Raw genomic sequence first — 18,062 nt, 5'->3', positions numbered from 1 at the left:
ACCAAGGAAGACACCAAGACAGCAGCCATGGACGCCAAGCCGCGACATGCTTCCCCGAGCGCCCCATGTCTCCTCATCCGCTGCTCCTATCCACGTTCCTGACCTGCATCGTCGCCCACGCCGTGCCGGAACTCCGTGAAACGATCAATTTCAACCGGGATTGGAAATACCAGACGGGAGATCCGAACGGAGCCGAGGCCCCCGCGTTCGACGACCACCTGTGGGACACGACCGGCGTCCCCCATTCGTTCAGCACGCCCTACTTCATGGCGAAGGATTTCCCCGTCGGCTACGGGTGGTATCGTAAATCCTTCGAGTTGCCCGCGGGCTGGGAGCGGAAGCGCGTCGCGCTTGAATTCGAGGCCGCCTTCCAGGAAGCCGAGATCTTCGTCAATGGCCGCAAGGCCGGTCGCCACCGCGGAGGCTACAGCGGTTTCCCTCTGGACATCACGGACTTCGTGAAACCCGGAGCCAACACCGTGGCCATCCGATTGAACAACCTGTGGCAGTCCGACCTCGCGCCACGCGCGGGCGAGCACGTCTTCAGCGGCGGGCTTTACCGGAATGTCCGCCTGGTCGCCACCCATCCGGTCCACGTCACCTGGTTCGGCACCTTCGTCACCACCCCGGAAGTTTCCGCCACCACCGCGAAGGTGAATGTGAAGACGGAGGTGACGAACCACCTCGCCGCCGAGGTTCAGGCGGAACTGGAAACCGTCATTCTCGATCCCGATGGCAAGGTGGCCGCGCGAACCAAATCCAAACTCCCGATCGCCGGAGGAACCACCGTCGTTTTCGATCAAACCCCGCCCGCGATCCCGAATCCCAAGCGGTGGGACATCGGCACCCCGACCCTCTACCGCGCCATCAGCCAACTCTCCATCGGCGGCAAGGCGGTGGACCACTACGAAACCCCGTTCGGCATCCGCTCGATCCGCTGGACCGCCGACCAGGGATTCTTCCTCAATGACAAGCACGTCTATCTCCGCGGCGCGAACGTCCATCAGGACCAGGCCGGCTGGGGCGATGCCGTGCCGGACTCCGGCCACCGGCGGGATGTGAAGCTCATGCAGGACGCGGGATTCAATTTCCTCCGCGGCTCACACTATCCGCCGCCACCGGCCCGGACACGCGCCTGCGATGAACTCGGCATGCTTTACTGGGCGGAGAATTGCTTCTGGGGCATCGGCGGCAGCCCGAAGGAGGGCGGCTGGAACGCCAGCGCCTATCCCATCCGCGAGGTGGATGAAAAGCCCTTCGCGGACAGCCTGAAGGACTCACTGCGCGCGATGATCCGCGTCCACCGCAATCATCCCTCCGTGATCGCCTGGAGCATGAGCAACGAGCCGTTCTTCAGCGATCCCAAGGTCGCGCCGAAAATCGGGCCGCTGCTCCAGGAACTGGTGGCCCTGAGCCGCGAACTCGATCCCACCCGCCCGGCCGCGATCGGCGGCGCACAGCGTCCCATCGACGACAAGGGCCGCATCGACCGCCTCGGCGACATCGCGGGCTACAACGGCGACGGAGCCACCATTCCGGCCTTCCAGAACCCCGGCTTCGCCACTGTGGTTTCCGAGTATGGCAGCGTCACCGCCGACCGCCCCGGCAAGTATGCTCCGAACTGGGGATCGCTCGCCAAGGACAACGGCCAGCCGGTGTATCCCTGGCGGGCTGGGCAGGCGATCTGGTGCGGATTCGACCACGGCAGCATCGCCGGAGCCGCGCTCGGCAAGATGGGCATCGTCGATTACTTCCGTATCCCGAAACGCGCCTGGTTCTGGTATCGCAATGAGAACCTCCACCTCGCCCCGCCCGAATGGCCGAAGGAAGGAAAACCGGCGGGCATCACGCTGACCGCCGACAAGACCTCCGGCATCCTCACCGATGGCACCGATGACACGCTGCTCACCGCGACGATCGTGGATGACCAGGGCCACCACCTGAGCAACTCCCCGCCCCTTGAGCTCACCATCGTCTCCGGCCCCGGTGAATTCCCCACCGGTCCCTCGATCCGCTTCGAAAACGGCAGCGACATCCGCATCCAGGACGGGCAGGCCGCCATCGCCTTCCGCGCCTGGCAGGCGGGCACCACGGTGGTGAGCGCCAGTTCGCCCGGCCTGAAGGAAGCGCGGCTCACCCTTACCTTCACCGGTCCGGTCGCCTACATCCCCGGCACCACGGCCAAAGCCCGGCCGTACCTCCGCGGCAATACCACACCAGCCGCCAAGGTCGCCGCCACCTACGGTCCGAACAACCCGACCTTAGCCACCTCGTCCGCGCCGGGCTCCGCCTCCGGCCTCGCCGCCGATGGCAAGTCCGACACGGCCTGGCAACCGGATCCCGCCGACCGCGCGCCAGCCCTCACGCTTGATACCGAAAAGGGCCTGCTGCTCTCACAGATCGGTCTCACGTTCCCGGACAACCAACCTCGCCTCTGCCGCGTGGAAGTCTCCACCGACCAGGCACGCTGGACCTCGCTGCCGGAATTCGAAGCGCGCGGCACCCGGGACATCCCCACGCCCCCCGGCACCCACGGCCGCTACGTGCGCGTCTCGTTCCCCGATCCCAAAGCCGCCGCGCTGTCCGAGATCCGGGCCACCGGCACCGTGGATGATTGACCGCCTTCCCGTGCGGATCAAACACCCGACAGGGCGACGTAACAAAGCCGGTGGCGCAAGCCCTGATCCCTATACACATCTCGCGCGCGTCCGCGGGGTAGCGGAACTGGTGACAGGTCCGGTTGGGCAATCCCTCCCTCACCTTCCGACTTTGTGGCTCTGGAGCTATCCGGGGAGATTCTGGATCCCGAAGGGATCGCAGCATCAGTAGCCGGAGGTTGAGGAGCCTTGGCGACGACACCTCCGGTTGGCGCGGAAAGGTCATTCGATCCCGAAGGGCATCGCAGCCGGGTTCACAGGCCTGCGGAATTCCATGTTCCATTCCAGCCACGGAGCCGGGGTGCGAGGCTGGCACCCGCTTCGGGGTGCGGTTCATCATCCGGGCTGTCCGGTGGTGTCGTCGCCTAGGCTCCTCAACCACCGGCTACTGGGGCTGTCATCCCATTCGGGATGCAGAGTTCAAGATACGGATAAGGACCAGAGCGCAAGCCACCGGCTTTGTTACATCGCCCCTGGCGGGGCTTGAAGAGCCCGATCACTGACGGCGCATCCGGAAAACGGGCCGCCGTGTGTGCATAACCCAAATGGTTCACGGCGGCCCCTACCCGTATAAATCAGCCACCTGCCGCATTCCGGCGGCGGCGGAGCACCAGCAAGGCAGCGCCTCCCCCCAGCAGCGCCGTTCCCGGCTCCGGCACGGCCTGCACCTGAAGATAGATGTCACCCAGGTTGCCGCCGTTGCCCGCGGTGCCGACGATGAAATTGCCCGTGAAGCCGGACGTCAGGTTCGTGACCGAGAGGCCGCTGGAAACGAGGCCGGTGGTGCCATCGAAGGTCAGGCCCGACCAGGTGGTGCCATCCAGGCTGGTGTCGAAGAGCTTGTAGAACCCCGTGCCCCCGGTGCCTTTGAAATCGACGGAGTTGGCGTTGAACGTGAAGTCGCCCGCGGAAGCTCCGAGCAGGGTCACGAGGTCGCCATTGCCCACGCTGGTCAATGACACGCCCGCGGTGCCCAGTTCGAATTCCAGGCCGGTCCCCGCCGCCATCGTGATGGTGCCGGTGGTGCCGCCGAGATTGAAACCGAGGTTTCCGATCGAGTCGCTGTAAGCGCCGCTGGAAACCACACCACCCGGAGCGATGACCCCCGTCGTGACATTGATGCCATTGGTCCCGGTGGGAGCAATCACGCCGGTGCCGCCCAAGCGGCCGCCATTGACCGTGACCGCACCGGTGCCGGTGGCCGAGCCCGTGGTGTTCGCGGCGAGCAGGGTTCCCTCGGTGACGGTGGTGCCCGCGGAGTAGCTGTTGCCACCGGCCAGCGAAAGCGCGAGCGCCCCCGTGCCCACCTTTTTGAGAGCCGCCAGTCCGTTGGCGCCGTTGGCATTGTTGTCGAGCAAACCGGCGAAGCTGCTGGAGGTGTTCAGCGCACCGACCTCGAAGGTCGTGTTGCCCGCGGAAGCGAACCCCGCGCGAAGGCGGCCGCCGGTGCCGGACAGCTCCCCGATCTTGAAGGTGCCGTAGGTCCCGTCCGCCAGGTCCACCACGTTGGTGCCGGTGGTCGATCCGGACAGGACGAACCTGGCCTTCGCGGCATCGAATCCGACATTGCCCCCGTTGGTGCTGCCGAAGCGGAGGCGGTTGCCACCCGATGCCAGGTTGTTGTGGGAGAAGGTGCCGGTGTAGGCGGAAACGTCGCCTCGCACCTGGATGGTGGACGATTGAACCGCGAACCCGTTGATGCTGGTGTTCCCGACATTGAAGTTGCCGCTGGTGCTGCCCGCTCCCCAAGTGCCGGTGAACTCAAGGTTCCCCGGCTGGCCCTGGACGATGCCGACATTGGTGGTGCCGGTGACGTTCATCGCGTTGGAGACCGTCGCCGTCGCGCTGCCGCTGGTCCCCCAGCTCTTCACGAAATTGCCGCCCGCGAAGGTGAGCGTGCCCGTGCCGAGCGCGCCGCCGCTGCTCTCGATGGCCACGGTGCCGTTGTTCAACGTGAGGCCACCGGAGAACGTGTTCGTGCCCGTCCCCATGTGCAGGATGCCCGCACCGTTTTTGATGATGCCCGAGGCTCCCGCCCCGGAGTTCGCGATCACCGAATTGATACGGAGGTCATAGTCGCCGGTGGTGCGGGTTTGCACGTCGAGGGTCATCGAGGTGTCCGCCAGCGTGAGGGTGCTGCTGTTGATCGTGATCTTCCCCTCCTGCTGGGTGATGTTGTCCACCGTCACCCCGCTGTTGGTCACGGTGAAGGTGCCGGTGGCATTGGTGCCCGCGGAGAAAATGGCGCTGTCACCGTTCACCCAGGCCGCGGTGGCCGCGCCTCCCGCGGAATCGGCGGACCAGTTCGTGGCCGCGGTGCTCCAGGTGCCCGCTGGCGCGGTGCCGCCCGCCCCCGCGGTGGCACCGTCGATGTCCCAATAGACATCGGCGGCCCATGCGGGACCGGTCAGCATGATGGTGGCGAGCAGCGCGCGCCGGGTGGAATGAATTTTGAACTTCATGGGGATCTTGGGGGAATTCAGTCCGCGGCCCTTACGGCTGGGTCACGATCACGCGGGCGAAGAGCTTGCCGCCCGCGGCATTGGTGCGGGGAATCGCCACGCTGATCGTGTCGAGCGCCGCGGTCGGGGTGTCCTCCGCCACCGTGACGATGCCCGAGCTGGTGGCTCCGATGGTGACTTCGTTCGGAGCGCCCCAGGTGTTGAGGTCGGTGGACCACTGCACCTTCAGCACGGTGTCGTTCTCGGAGAGATCGGAGCGCTTGAAGGAAACCACCAGGTCCGTCGCCGTCAGCGTGCTGGTCGGAAGGATCGAGCGGTCCGCCGCGCCGCTGCCCGCCGGGACGCCACCGAGGACGTATTCCAGGAGGTTCACGATGCCATCGCCATCCGGATCATCCTTCGGACCCACGAGCGCACCCGCCGCCGGGTAGCCGGCGATCCACGAGGCGTAGCCGCCGAGCTTGGTGAGGGTCGCCTGGGTGGCTGAGTAGGTGACCTGATAGCCCGCGGGCACGCTGCTGAAGGTGCCCGTGAGGCTGGTGCCCTCGGCGATCACGTAGGACGGCTGGGTGAATCCGCCGGTCAGCTCCGTCACCGTGAGTGCGCCCGAAAGGCTGACCGCACCGGTGGAGTGCAGCTTGTCCCCGGTGGCCCCATCGATCTCGATCGCGAGCGTGCCCGTGAGGCTGGCGGCCCCGGTGTTCAAGGTGCCCACGCCCGCTCCCGGAGCGATGATGCCGCTGGAAATCACCGAACCGGCGATGGTGCCCGTGCCGCGGAGGGTCGCCCCCGAGGCTACGGTCAATCCGGTGGTGGCCAGGCTGCCATCCACCTCCAACGTTCCGGCGCTCACCGTGGTGACGCCGGTGTAGGTGTTCACACCGGTGAGCGTGAGGGCCGCCGTGCTGGAACCGCCGAGCGTGAAGCTGCCCGCACCGGCGATCACCCCGGCGTAGGTGGCGGCCACCGTCTGGTTCACGGCGAAGTTCCGGCCGCTTCCCCCGTTGTTGATCACCGCCGTGTTCACGCCGCTGGTAGGCGCGGAGATCGCTCCCGCCAGGGAGCCGATCACGGTGTCCACCGCGGTCGGCAGATTGACGGTGACGTTGTTTCCAGCACCGGTGTTCGGATTGTTGACCGTGAGACGGGCCGTGGTCGTGCCGAGCGTGCCGCCGGTACCCACGGTGAGCGTGCCGCCATTGACGGTGGTGGTGCCGGTGTAGCTGTTCGCCCCGGTGAGCAGCAGCGTGCCATCGCCCGCCTTGGTGATACCACTGAGCGCGTTCTGCTGGTTGATCACCGCCGAGATTTGGAGGTCGGTCGCCGCCGCGCCGTCATCCACCGTGATCGGCAGCGTGATGGTGTCGCGGAGGCGGACGATGCCGGCGATGGTCGAGGTGGTGGCGCTGGCATGGCTGGTGATGCTGAAGCCAGGGGTGAACTGGAGGCCATTGCTGCCGGTCTGTGCGACGGACGCGGTGATGGCCCCGCCGGTCAGCACGAAATTGGTGCGGTAGCCCTGGTTCGCGTCCACGGCCTGATCCAGGGTGGCCCCGTTGAGGTTCACCGTGGTGGTGGACGAGGCGAGGGTGTTGTAGCCGAAGGAATTCGCCCCGGTGAGGCTCACGGTGGTGCCGGCATTGGCGGTGAGGGTGCCCACCACCGTGCCGTCGCCATCGTTGTCGGTGTTTGCCAGGATCAACGTGCCCGCGTTGACGGTGGTGCCGCCGCTCCAGGTGCTGTCATTGGTCAGAGTCAGCGCGCCGGAGTTTTCCTTCGTCACCGAACCGCTGCCGCCGATGCTCCCGGCATAGGTGCCCGCCGTGCCTTGATCGAACACGATCGCGCCGTTGTTCGTGATCGTGCCCTGGAGGCTGCCGGTGGTGCCCTTCAAGGTGCCCGCGCTGACGGTCGTGCCGCCGGAGTAGGTGTTCGCGCCGGTCAGCACCAGGGTCCCGGCACCGGTTTTCGTCAGGCTGAAGCTGCCGGAGATCACCCCGCCCACGGCGAGTTCGGCCGCGGTCGTGTTCACCGTGCGGTTGCCGCCGAGCACCACCGCACCGGTGCCGAGGTTCAGGTTGCTGGTGCCAGCGAACGAGAAGTCCGCGTTCCACGCCTGGGCATTGTTTGTCGAAAGGGTGACCGGCGTGCCCTTGGTGTTGCCGAGGGCCGGGCTGGTTCCCGCGAGGGTCAGCGTGCCGGTGCCGATGGCGGAGGCGTTGTTCAGGTTGAGCGTGCCGCCGTTCACGAACGTGCCACCGGAATAGGTGTTCGCGGTCTCGATCGTGACCGGTCCGGTGCCGCTCTTCACCAGCGAGCCGGTGGCGATGCCGAAGCCACCGGTGCTGGTCAGCGTGTAGTCCACCCCGCCGTTCGAAACGCCGTTGTTGGCGAAGGTGGTGGTGATCGGGCTGACATTCGCCGTGGAGATATCGATGGTGGTCACCCCGCCCAGCGCGACGTCATTGAAGGTCACCGAATCGTTCGGCAGGAAATCGGTGAGCGTCTGGGAAGTCAGCAGCACCCAGTTCTTGATGCCCGGAATCGCATTGGTGGTCCATTCGCCGCTGGTGTTGCCGGTCCAGATCGGAGCATCGCCGCCGATCACCAGCTCGATCGCGGAGCCCGTGTCATTGAGGGTCGCGCTCTGGCGGGCACCGAGGTTCGAAATCGTTCCCTTGGTGAAGTTGGCGAGCGTTCCACTGAAGGTGCCGTAGCTGATGAGCGGGTAGGTGCCGTTGTTCCAGGAGGTGTTCGAGGCATTGACGACGATCCCGTTGGTGGTCGTGGTCAGGGCGGGCGTCGAGATGACGCTGGTCGACTGGGAGCCGGTGGTGAGGTTCAGCGTGGCCGCGCCGCTGAAACTGGTGGAGCCGCCGATCGACAGCGCGCTGCCGCCGGCATTGGAAGCGACGACCTTGTTGCCCACATCCGCCGCCACCGAGAGACCGGCGATCGAACCGGTGGCCTCCAGCGTTCCCTGCGTGAGGGTCACCGCGGGTGATGTGGCGGCGGTGGCAAGCTGCTGGAACTTGGCCGTGCCGCCATTGATGGTGATGCCGGAGGACGCGTTGATCGTGGAACCAACCGCCAGCACCAGCGTGCCCGCGGTCACGGTGGTGGTGCCGGTGTATCCATTCGCCGCCCCGAGGGTGGTCGTCCCCGCGCCGACCTTGGTGATGCCGAACGCGCCGCCGAGCGCGCCATTCAGATTGAGGCTTCCCGCGCCGCCGAGGGAGGCACCGGAGGTCAGGGTGAGAACGCCGCCCAAGGTGCCGGTGCCGGCACCCGCCACGAGGGCCCCGTTTCCACCCGCACCGGTGCCGCCGAAGGACACTGCCTCCGTGCCGATGTTCGCCTGCACGTCGAGCGTGGCCCCGCTGCTCACGGTGGTGCCGGCGCTGGTGGCCCCGAGCGCACCCGATCCGGACGCGATGATCGTGCCGCCCTGGATGCCGGTGGTGCCGGTGTAGAGGCTGTTGGTGGCGCTCAGCGTCAGCGTGCCGGTGCCCACCTTCACGAGGTTGAAGTCCGCCTGGTGGCCCGCGGTCGCATTGGACAGGCGGCCGGAGAAGGTCGTGCTCGTGTTCAGCGCGCCAACCTCATAGGTGTTGGTGGCTTGGGCACTGTTGTTGAAGGAACCCATGAGCACGCCATTTCCGGAGAGCTCGCCCATTTTCAGGGTGGAGTTGCCGATGTTGTCGGTCAGGGCCAGGTTGCGGGTGATGGTGTTGGTGTTGCTCGCGTTGATCGCGAACTTCGCGTGCGAGCCATCGACCGTGATTCCGGTCAGCGGCACCGCCGCGGTGCCGGTGCCGGCACCCATGCGGAAATTGGACTGCGCGTTGGTATTGTCGTAGCTGAAGGTCCCGGTGAAACCGGAAAGGTCTCCCGCGAAGACGGTGGAGTTGGCGATGGAACCGGTCACCAGGTTCGCCAGCGTGCCGGAGCCGGTGATCGGGCCGGAGAAGAGGATGTTGGCCAGGGTGGAGTTCGCGCCGAGGATGGTGGTGCCGGATGCCACGTTGACGGCGTTGAGCACCACCTTCGTGTTGTTCACATTGTTCGTGCTGTTCGCGTACAACGTGCCACCGTTGAGGGTCACCGTGCCGGTGCCGAAGGGGCCGCTGGTCACCGCGCCGACCGCCCCGGCGGAATCGCGCTGGAGGATGACCGTGCCGGCATTGAAGGTGAATCCACCGGCATAGGTGCTCTGCCCCACCAGCGTGAGCGTGCCCGCGCTGTTTTTCTGCAACGTCCCGTTGGAGACGATGTTGGTCACCGTGAGGCTCTTGTTCGCCGCCACGTCGAGCGTGCGCGTGCCAGCTCCGAGGTCGATGAGCAGGCCGTTGTTCGCCGTCCCGCTGCCGAGGGTGACCGTCTGGTTCGAGACCGGATTGACCGTGACATTCCCAGCCAGCGTCAGCGTCTGGTCCGCCGCGGTCACGGCGGCACCGGCGGGGCTGAGGACGCCGCCGCCCTGCACCGTGAGATTGAAGGCCCCCGTATAGGTGAAGGTCAGGTCACCCGTGGTGGTGCGCGGCCCGGCGAGGTAGCTGGTGGTGGCCCCGGTCAGCGTGAGGCCAGCCCCAAAGGTGTCGCTCACCGTGCCCGCCGTCCAGTTGGTGGTCGTCAGGTAGGCATGGGTGGCATCGTTGCCCGTACCGGTGGCGGCACCGATCCACTGGGCCTGGGCCGTGGAGACGGTGAAGAAGGCCGCCACCACGGGAAGGGTGGCGGAGTAGAAAGCGATCGTGCGAATGGCGAGGCGGCTGGGTTTCATGGGCTTGAACGAATGGGGGTGGAGCGGATGGGAGGGATGATCGGCAGCCTGCCCGCAGGCGGAGGTCACGCGCGCCGCATGGGCCAACGGTTCAGCTTGTCGATCTCGTGCTATGAGTGGTAATGATGATTCTTGCCCCCGTTCATCAACGGAATGCATTGTCTTCCATGGTAGATACCTGTGTTTACCTGTGGTATTCTGTTAAACACCCCGCATACGATCCACCCCCTCATGGAGCCCGAGAACAGCCTGCCACGTGTCAGCATGCGGGAAATCGCCGCCCGGCTGGGGGTGAGCCACGTCACGGTCTCCATGGCGCTGCGGGACAACCCCCGGGTCTCCCTGGCGACACGGGAAAAGATCAAGAAGGCGGCCGAGGAATGGGGCTACCGGCGGGATCCGCTGCTCAGCGCCCTCGCCACCTACCGGAAGAGTAAAACCACCACCACCATCCACTCGGTGGTGGCTTGGATCAACGCCTGGGAGCGGCCTGATGAACTCCGCGGCTACAAGGAATTCGACAGCTATTGGAAGGGAGCCAGCCAGGCTGCGGAGAAGTTCGGCTACCGACTCGAAGAATTCCGGATCGACAAGACCATGACGACTTTTCGCCTCCACCGGATCTTCCAGACCCGGGGTATCCGCGGGATTTTACTGCCGCCGCACGGTCCCTACCAACCGGCATGGGAGGACTTCCCCTGGAGCGATTACTCCGTCGCCCGCTTCGGGCGCTCCCTTAAACATCCGGCCGCCCACCTGGTCACCGCCGACCAACTCACCAACACGTTCGTCGCCGTGGAGAAGATGATCGAGCGGGGCTACAAGCGTATCGGCCTGATCACCTTTGAAACCGATCTCGATCCCCGCGGCCCCCATTTCACCGCTGGCTTCCTGAGTGCCCGGGCCCTGCTCCATGACGTGGACGCACTCCCGATGTTTTGCATCAAGGAACCGGTCACCGCCGAAACGATCGATTCGTTCCGGGCCTGGATGGCGGAGCAAAAACCGGATGCGCTGCTCAGCACCGTGGAACAGAAGATCCTGCTGCAAAAGGCCGGCTACCGTGTGCCGGAGGACGTGGCCGTGGCGGTCACCAGCGTGCTCGATGGCGGCGCGGACAGCGGCATGGACCAGCACCCGGAGGAGATCGGCCGGGTCGGCTTCCTGCTTCTGAACTCGCTGCTCAACGACAGCGCGCGCGGCATTCCCACCATCTTCCGCCAGATCCTGGTCCAGGGAAGCTGGGTGGATGGCAAGAGCCTGCCCGACCGCCGGCGGCCGTCGTGACACCGCCTGAGACCGCGCCCGTGGCCAAGGTGGCAAATGGAATGTGATCCGCCTTCTCTTCCTCCGCGCTCACGGCTCGAACACCAGGGTTTTCGCGCCCGCATCGGGGTGGACGACGAGCAGGGCCACGCGCTTGATCCGCAGGTCCGGATCGAACGAGTGGGTGAGGTAGTCGAACTTCCCGCGCAGGTCGGTGTAGCCGTCCTTGAGGAACCGCGTTTGCCCGCCACGGGTCTCGACGTAGACCTTCACGTAGCTCTTCACCAGCGGTTTGCCCGCGGTGTCGAGCACCTGCACGGTGCGCTCGGCCGGGTTCCGCAGCAGGTCGATGGCGCGGCTGTCCAGCACCTGGAGCACCTGCTTGGTGCCCGCGTCGGCGGCGACGAGGACATTGCCGTGGCGGAACGATTCCGGTAGCTCGACCCGCGTTTCACCGTTGGCGGCAAGCGTCACCTCGCGGGTGTCGTTGGCGCGGATCGGCGGCAGGCCGTCCATGCCGCCCTTCAGGAACGGGTCCTTTGAGAACAGCACTTCCAAATCGACATGGAAGAGCTGGAGCCGCGCCTGCTGGAGGCCGCGGTGTTTCAATTGCAGCGTGCCATCGGCGGCGGAGGCGATCTCCAGCGAGGGCTCGGTAGCGGTGGCCGGCGGAGCGGCCGGGCGGCCCTTCGCCAGTGCGGCGATCTCATCGGCCTGCGCCACCACGGCGGCGAAACGCCCGCGCCACAGCGCCAGCGGATGCCCGGCGTAGCGCGTGGCGATGGTGCGCGCGTCCTCCGGTTTCTGCATGGCGAAGAGCAGGACGGCGTGGAGGTAATCGTAGGCCGTGCGGCCCGGCAGTTTCGCGGGGTCGATCTGGTTGAAACGCTCGATCGCCTCGCCGGTGCGGTCCTGGAGCTGGAGCAGGAGCGCCAGCCGGAGCTGGTCGCCATCGTCCAGCGCGGGCTTCCACGCCAGTTGGTCGAGCACGGTTTCCTGGAACTTCGCAGCCTCCACGTTCGAGAGCCGCGGGTTGTCGCCATGGCGGTGGGCGCGGCGGTTCACCAACGGATCGAACTCGAGCGACTCGAATTCGAGGTGCTCCTGCGGCCGGACATCGAGCAGCGGGCTGCTCAGCCAGCCGCCGACCTCCGTGAGCGTGTGCGAGTTCTCCAGATACTCGCGGATCGCGGTGACATCGCGGTGCTTGAAGCCATACGCCGCGATCTCCGGAGAGAACACCAGCCGCTCCCGCAGCACCGCGGTGGCGGCGGTGAAGAAGCCTTTGTCCTGGAGCCGCCACAGGATCTGGTGGAGGTCCAGCGTGTGCAGGTTGTCCCGGCGCAGGCGTTCCAGCACCTGCTCCGCGGTGCCATCGCGCGCGAGCACGGGCCACGAGGTGGTGTCCGCTTCGGCGGCCTCCGCCGCCACCTCCAGCGTTCGCTTCCCGGCGTGGGCGAGCACGGTTTCGCCCTCGGTGACGTGCAGCGGATAGAGCGTGAAGGATCCGGCGGCGGGGAAATAGAATGCCAGGTCGAGGTTCGCCACGCCATAGGGTTTCAGCGTGACGGTCTTCGAGAGCGTCACCGGCAGGCCCTTCAGCGGCATCGCCCCGGCGGGGATCTGCGCGAGCACGTCCACGCGGCGTTCGTCGCCGCCCGGATTGGTGACCACCAGCGAGATGCCGTAGTGCTCCCCGGCCACCAGCTTGTCCCCCACCGTGGCCTGCTGTTTCCGCCCGTTCACGGTGCGGAAGTCATCGCCGAGGCGGTGCAGCGTTTCCCGCACCAGCACCGGCGCGTCCGCGGCCACCTTGTCGGTCTCGCGCGTGTCCTTGTAGAACAGCAGCATCGGCGCGCGCGCCTTCACGTGCAGCTTCGCCGCCTCGGCGCGCACCTCCGGCTTCTCCGCGCGCTCCGGCAGATCGAGCAGCGCCAGGCACATCAGCGCCTCGTTCGCGTGGTGGATGCACTCGTTGAAATGCGGCGACAGGAACGGCCCCTTGCCATCCCACGCCGCGAGGTCGATCCAGAAACGGTTGAGCGGGATGAACTCCTCGTCGCTCGATCCACGATGTTCATGGTAGTTCGATTCCCGCCAGACGCGGGTGGTGTCCGGATCGACCGATGGCACGGGCAGCGGCAGCACGCCGGAGGTCGGCCCGTCCGATGCCGCGAAGGGATCGGCGGAAGCAACCTTCGCGTCCTTGAACGTGTCGGTCAATTGCGCCACCTTGTCGAGCTCGGTGGGAGAGCTGGTGACCAGCAAGCGGTTCCCCTCCAGGGTGGCGGAAGCACCTTCCGGAAGCGCGATTCCCGCCCGCTTCAGCAGCTCGGAAATCGGAGGACGCGTCGTCATCCGGGCCTCCGACCCGCTGGACCCGGCCGCACTGGCAAAGGGATCGGCGGCGGCGTTTCCGACGTCGCTGCCGCCGCTATCGAGCATCCCCGAAAAATCGCGAGGCACCACAAAGGCACGGGTGAACAAGTCCTCGCCGGTCTCCGTCTGCGGCACCAGCGTCACCGCGTATTCGTCCACCTTGTAGCGCAAGCGGGTGGCATCGCAGATGTACTTCAGGGCCACGGCGAGCGGCACGTTGCGGAGACGGAGCTGTTTGATGCGCAAGTTGCCCGGCTCCTCCGCTCCCGATATCCCGGAGCCTCCGCCCCCGGCCGGTCGGCGAACGATGAAGTTCACGCCCTTCTTCGCAGGATCGAGTTCGGTGGGGTCCAGCTCCGCCGAGCGCACGCGGAGAAACTCGAGCGCCTGCTCCACCGTGGTGTCCTCGAAATAGATCGAAGGGATCACAATGGCCTGGAGCTTGTTGATCTCATAGGCCGAACCCGTCAGCGCCGCCCCGGAAGCCACGGTCGGAGCCATCGGCACCTCGTTCCTTGCCAGCCCCAGCGAGTCCTTTTCCGAAAGTCCCTCGCCCCGCAGCGTGGCGAGGAACAGGCGATTTTCCGTATCCGCGTCCGGGGCCTCCAGCTCCCAGCGCTGGCGCAGCTCGGTGACCACCCGATCGCGCGCGGCGGGCACCGCCCGTGCGAGCAGCGCCTTCTCCGCGGCGTTCAGCTTCTTCCACGCATACGGCCGCAGGTAGGCCGTGAGATCGCGCTCCAGCAGATAGTCATCGAGGAAGGTCGGCTCCATCTTCCCGGCGAGGCCCGGCTTCACGTATTTGTCAAAGAACGCGCGGTCCTTGCGGGCCAAGAACAGGTGCAGCTCATGGCACGCGTGCTCCGAGAGCTTCGCCAGTTTGTCCGTTTCCGAAAGCTCCGACCAATGGTGCAGGAACGCGAAATCCTGCAGGCCGTGCTTCGCCGCCGGTGTCGCTCCGGCCAGATACGACCACGCTTCCTCCAGCGTGGTGAAGGCGCGCCAATCGGCATCCAGCATGTTATCGATGGTGGTCTCGCCGCCAGTGCCCAGGAAGCTCGCGCCGCGAGTGCCGGTGTGATGCTTCGCCGGATCGAGCGGACGCGCCAGCCGCAGATCGCGCAGCGGCGGCTCGGAAGGAGCCAGTGGCACGGTGGTGCGGCTCAGCGCACCCTGGTCCGTCACCACCACCGCGATCGATTGGCTGGTGCGGAAGTCCGCCAGCGGCACGCGCACCACGCCCTGCGCATCTGGCGTCAGCGTGTAGCGGACCACCGAGCCACTCGCCAAGAAATCGAAGCACGGGAATCCCCCACCCGCCTTCCCGGGGCCTTCCATGCCGAAGGGAGTCGAGGCGCCGGCACCCGCACCCAACCCGCTGCTCCCCAGCCGCCCATCGTCACCACGCGCCGCCGTTTCCTCGTTCGCGGTGGTCTCCTGCTCCGTCCAGCGGTTCACCAGCAGGCCGGGCCGCGGCAACAGCGTGCCGGGGAACGTGACCGCGTTCCGGCGGTCGAGGATGTAACGCATTTCATCATCCAGCTTCCGCTCCGTGAGGTAGCCGCACGCCGATTCCCCGCGGGACCAAGTGATCGAGGTCCTCGGATCGAAGGCCGCAAGATCGGACCACCGCCACCCGGACTGGAGGTAGCGCGTGCCCACCAGAGTCACGCGGGTATTCGCCGTGGCCCCGGACAACCGCAGCGTGAGCGTGTCCCCGGCGGTGGTCGTCTCAGCCACCGCCGGCAGGACCGGCACGGATTTCTGAACCACCTGCTCGGGCGTGAAGATCAAGCCATCCCGCTCCACCCCGCCATGAACCTTGAGCGTCCGGTCCTCGTCATCGACCTGGAGCGCATATTCCCCGGGCGCGAGCCCTTTCACCACCAGCCGCCCGTCCTCAACCGCGAGGCCATCCGTCAAATCCTCGGCCACCCCGTCCTTGGCGGTCCGCAGCAACCGGAACCGGGCGCGGTCCATCCTTTCCGCGCCACCGGCCACGGGCAAACGGAGCACGTCGCGAACGCCGAGCTCGAACCTTGCGCGGGGCAGCGAACCCTCCCGCGTGTCCTTCTCCGGGCTCATCGTGGTCGCCTGGATGTCGTTTCCGCTGACCTTGAGACTGGCGATCCCTTTCAGTTCCCCCAGCTCGATGCGGCCATCCGCGCCGGTCCGCAGTTCCGTGGTTACCGGATCCGCGTAATCGCGGTGCGTCCACTCGATCTCCACCGCCCGGTTCGCCAGCGCCTCGCCATTCCGCCCACGCAGGTCGAGGCGGTAGCCACGGGTGGTGAGGGACAATTGCGCGATGCCGGTGGTGTCGGTATCGAGCACGCCGTTGATCGCGAACTCCCGGGACGCCGATTGCTCCACCGGCTCGCCGCCGGATTTCGGGTCCACCTTGGCGGTGAGTTTCAGCCCGACCTTCCGCGCGTCCGGCGGCACCAGGAAATCGACCGTCTGCTCGGCCAGCGGCTTCAGCCCGTCCGAGATCACCCGCTGGGTGGTGACTCCATCGCCGAGCGTGGCCGTGAGGGTGAGCGTGAGGTTCTTCAGGCGCTCCAGCGGCACTTCCGCTCCCAGGTCGGTCAATCGCAGGGCCATCCGCAGCGTGGCCCGCTGGTTGGCGATCAATTGCTCGCGGTCGACATGGAAACGCGCGTCCAAGTACGGGGCCGAGGGCCGCAGCGAAAGCTTCACCGCCGTGGCCAATCCCCCACCGCTGGCCACCGCCCGCGGCGAATCGGCATGAAACCCCGCCATCACCGCGATCCGTCCGTCCGCCCCCGGTTTCAGCATCTGGCCGTCCACGGTGAGGACCGCGTCCGGCACCGGTGTCCCAGTCTCATCGAACACCCGCACGGCCACCCCGCCCTCCACCGGCTCCGCCACCGTGGCCAGGCTGCCTTTCCGGATCAAAGCCCGCGCGGCCACGCCACGCGACACCGTTTCCACGATCCAGGCACCGCGGCCTTTCAGCTCCGGCAGGTCGATCGACTCGCGGTGGCGCACCAGCGCGGGTTGGGTATAGGTCAGCCGGGTTTCCTGGGCGGGCACCAATCCGTCGAGGTCGAGATCGGCCTCCGGCTCCTTGTCATGGGTCGAGAACCACGAATCCAGGTCCAGCGGATACACCCGCACCAGCAGTTCCGGGGTGTTCTTCAGGTCCAGCGCCAGCTTCACCCGCGCATCCGCGGCGAGGCGTTCCGGCTGGCCGGGCGCGAAGCCGAGGGTGGTGCGCTCCCGCAGCTCGCGGAATGCCACCGGATCGAGCGCCGCGCCCCATTTCGCTGGATCGGCCCCGGCCAGCAAGCGGGCCTCGGCATGCAGGAGCGCGAGACGCTTGTCCTCGATGAAGGGCGCGAAGGCTGCCGGTGAATCGGCCGCACCGAGGAAATGATCGAGGTAGTCCTGGAGCAGCCGCATATCGTCCGGCACTTCCGGCAGACCGGTGGCGTTCCAAAACGACTCGTCCACCGAGAGCCCCTTCTCCGGAACCGCCCGCAGCAACGGGTGCGCCTTCCGCGGCACCGCCAGCAGCGTGAGGAAATCGTCCTGCGGGTAGTTACCGAGTTCCCTCTGGAGTGAGAGATGGCTTTCCAGCGCCGCGAGGTGCAGCCCGGCCAGCGCCGGGGACAGCGTGCGGGTGAATTCCAAGCACCGTTTCGCATAGGCGGCCTGCACCGCTCGATCGGTGCGGAGGGCGACCGGATCGGCGGGCCGCAGCGCCCCGAGATAGCGGAGGACAAAGGACGCCTGCCCCTTGAGGCGCGGTTCCAGCCGCACCAGTTCGTCCATCTGCGCCACCGTCAGCAAGTCCAGCAGCGGGATCGGGTTGGGCAAACCGTTCGCCGACCGCTTGGCCCCCTCGGCCAGTTCCGCCGCGATCAATTTCGGGACCGCCGGATGGTCCGCCCGTTTCAGATGGCCCAACACCCACCGGCGCTTCGCCACGGAAAACGACTCGGCCTTGTCCAGCTCCGCATAAAGCCGGGCCGCGCCATATCCCTCCCACGGGTTGTCCCGGCGTTGCGCCGCCGCTTCTTGTTCGAAAGCCGCCACCGAAATGGCGTCCGCCGCCAGCGCCGTCGGCAGCTTTTCATCCGCCGCCGCGTCCGGCCGGGTGTCGTCGAATTTCAGTTCCAGGTGACGGATCAGGTCGTCCGCCGTCTTGTCCGGATTCCCCTGCCACGCCAGCAGCAGCGTGCGGTTTTCCAGTTCGCGGAGGCCATCCCCGTCCACCGGACGCTCCTTTCGTGCGATCGCCACCCGCCACTCGGCCAACACCGCCTCACATTCCTTCGCCCGCCCGGCGAGCTGGTGGTCCAGCGCCCGGTAGAAGAACCAGTCCCGCGTCTCCGGCACCAGCCGCCCGAGCGCCTCAGTGCGGGTCGCCGGATCGGCAAACCGTTCCTTGAACTCCAGATCCGCGGAATACACGGGCATCGACAGGGCCAGGGCGACGAGGGCAGGACGCATGGTCCATCTAATTAGACAAGCCGTGGTGGGAGGGGA

General features: G+C 66.7%; 5 protein-coding genes. 2 read left to right on the top strand and 3 right to left on the bottom strand.

Annotation, left to right across the window (positions count from 1 at the left end; genetic code table 11):
* Positions 1-65: 65 nt before the first annotated feature.
* Positions 66-2,618, top strand: a complete 2,553-nt coding sequence (locus llg_RS12625) for a glycoside hydrolase family 2 TIM barrel-domain containing protein (protein WP_338285026.1) — start codon at positions 66-68, stop codon at positions 2,616-2,618.
* A 614-nt stretch (positions 2,619-3,232) separates the two neighbouring features.
* On the opposite strand, the gene llg_RS12620 is transcribed toward llg_RS12625, so the two are convergent.
* Positions 3,233-5,119, bottom strand: a complete 1,887-nt coding sequence (locus llg_RS12620; RefSeq protein WP_338285025.1) for an autotransporter-associated beta strand repeat-containing protein — start codon at positions 5,117-5,119, stop codon at positions 3,233-3,235.
* Positions 5,120-5,150: 31 nt separating this feature from the next.
* Complete coding sequence (locus llg_RS12615; protein WP_338285024.1) at positions 5,151-9,902, bottom strand: autotransporter-associated beta strand repeat-containing protein; 4,752 nt, start codon at positions 9,900-9,902, stop codon at positions 5,151-5,153.
* 231 nt (positions 9,903-10,133) lie between these two features.
* Here llg_RS12615 and llg_RS12610 point away from each other — a divergent pair, with 231 nt between their 5' ends.
* Entirely contained in the window at positions 10,134-11,189 is a 1,056-nt protein-coding gene (locus tag llg_RS12610; protein WP_338285023.1) for a LacI family DNA-binding transcriptional regulator, read from the top strand.
* Positions 11,190-11,258: 69 nt separating this feature from the next.
* Here the strand turns inward: llg_RS12610 and llg_RS12605 are convergent, their stop codons facing one another.
* Positions 11,259-18,026 (bottom strand): hypothetical protein, encoded by a 6,768-nt coding sequence (locus tag llg_RS12605; RefSeq protein ID WP_338285022.1) that lies wholly within the window; start codon positions 18,024-18,026, stop codon positions 11,259-11,261.
* Positions 18,027-18,062: the final 36 nt, after the last annotated feature.

Source organism: Luteolibacter sp. LG18 (assembly GCF_036322585.1).
In the GTDB taxonomy this organism is placed as follows: Bacteria; Verrucomicrobiota; Verrucomicrobiia; order Verrucomicrobiales; family Akkermansiaceae; genus Luteolibacter.
Note: the sequence above shows the minus strand (reverse complement) of the source record. Positions and strands in the feature narration are given on the sequence as shown.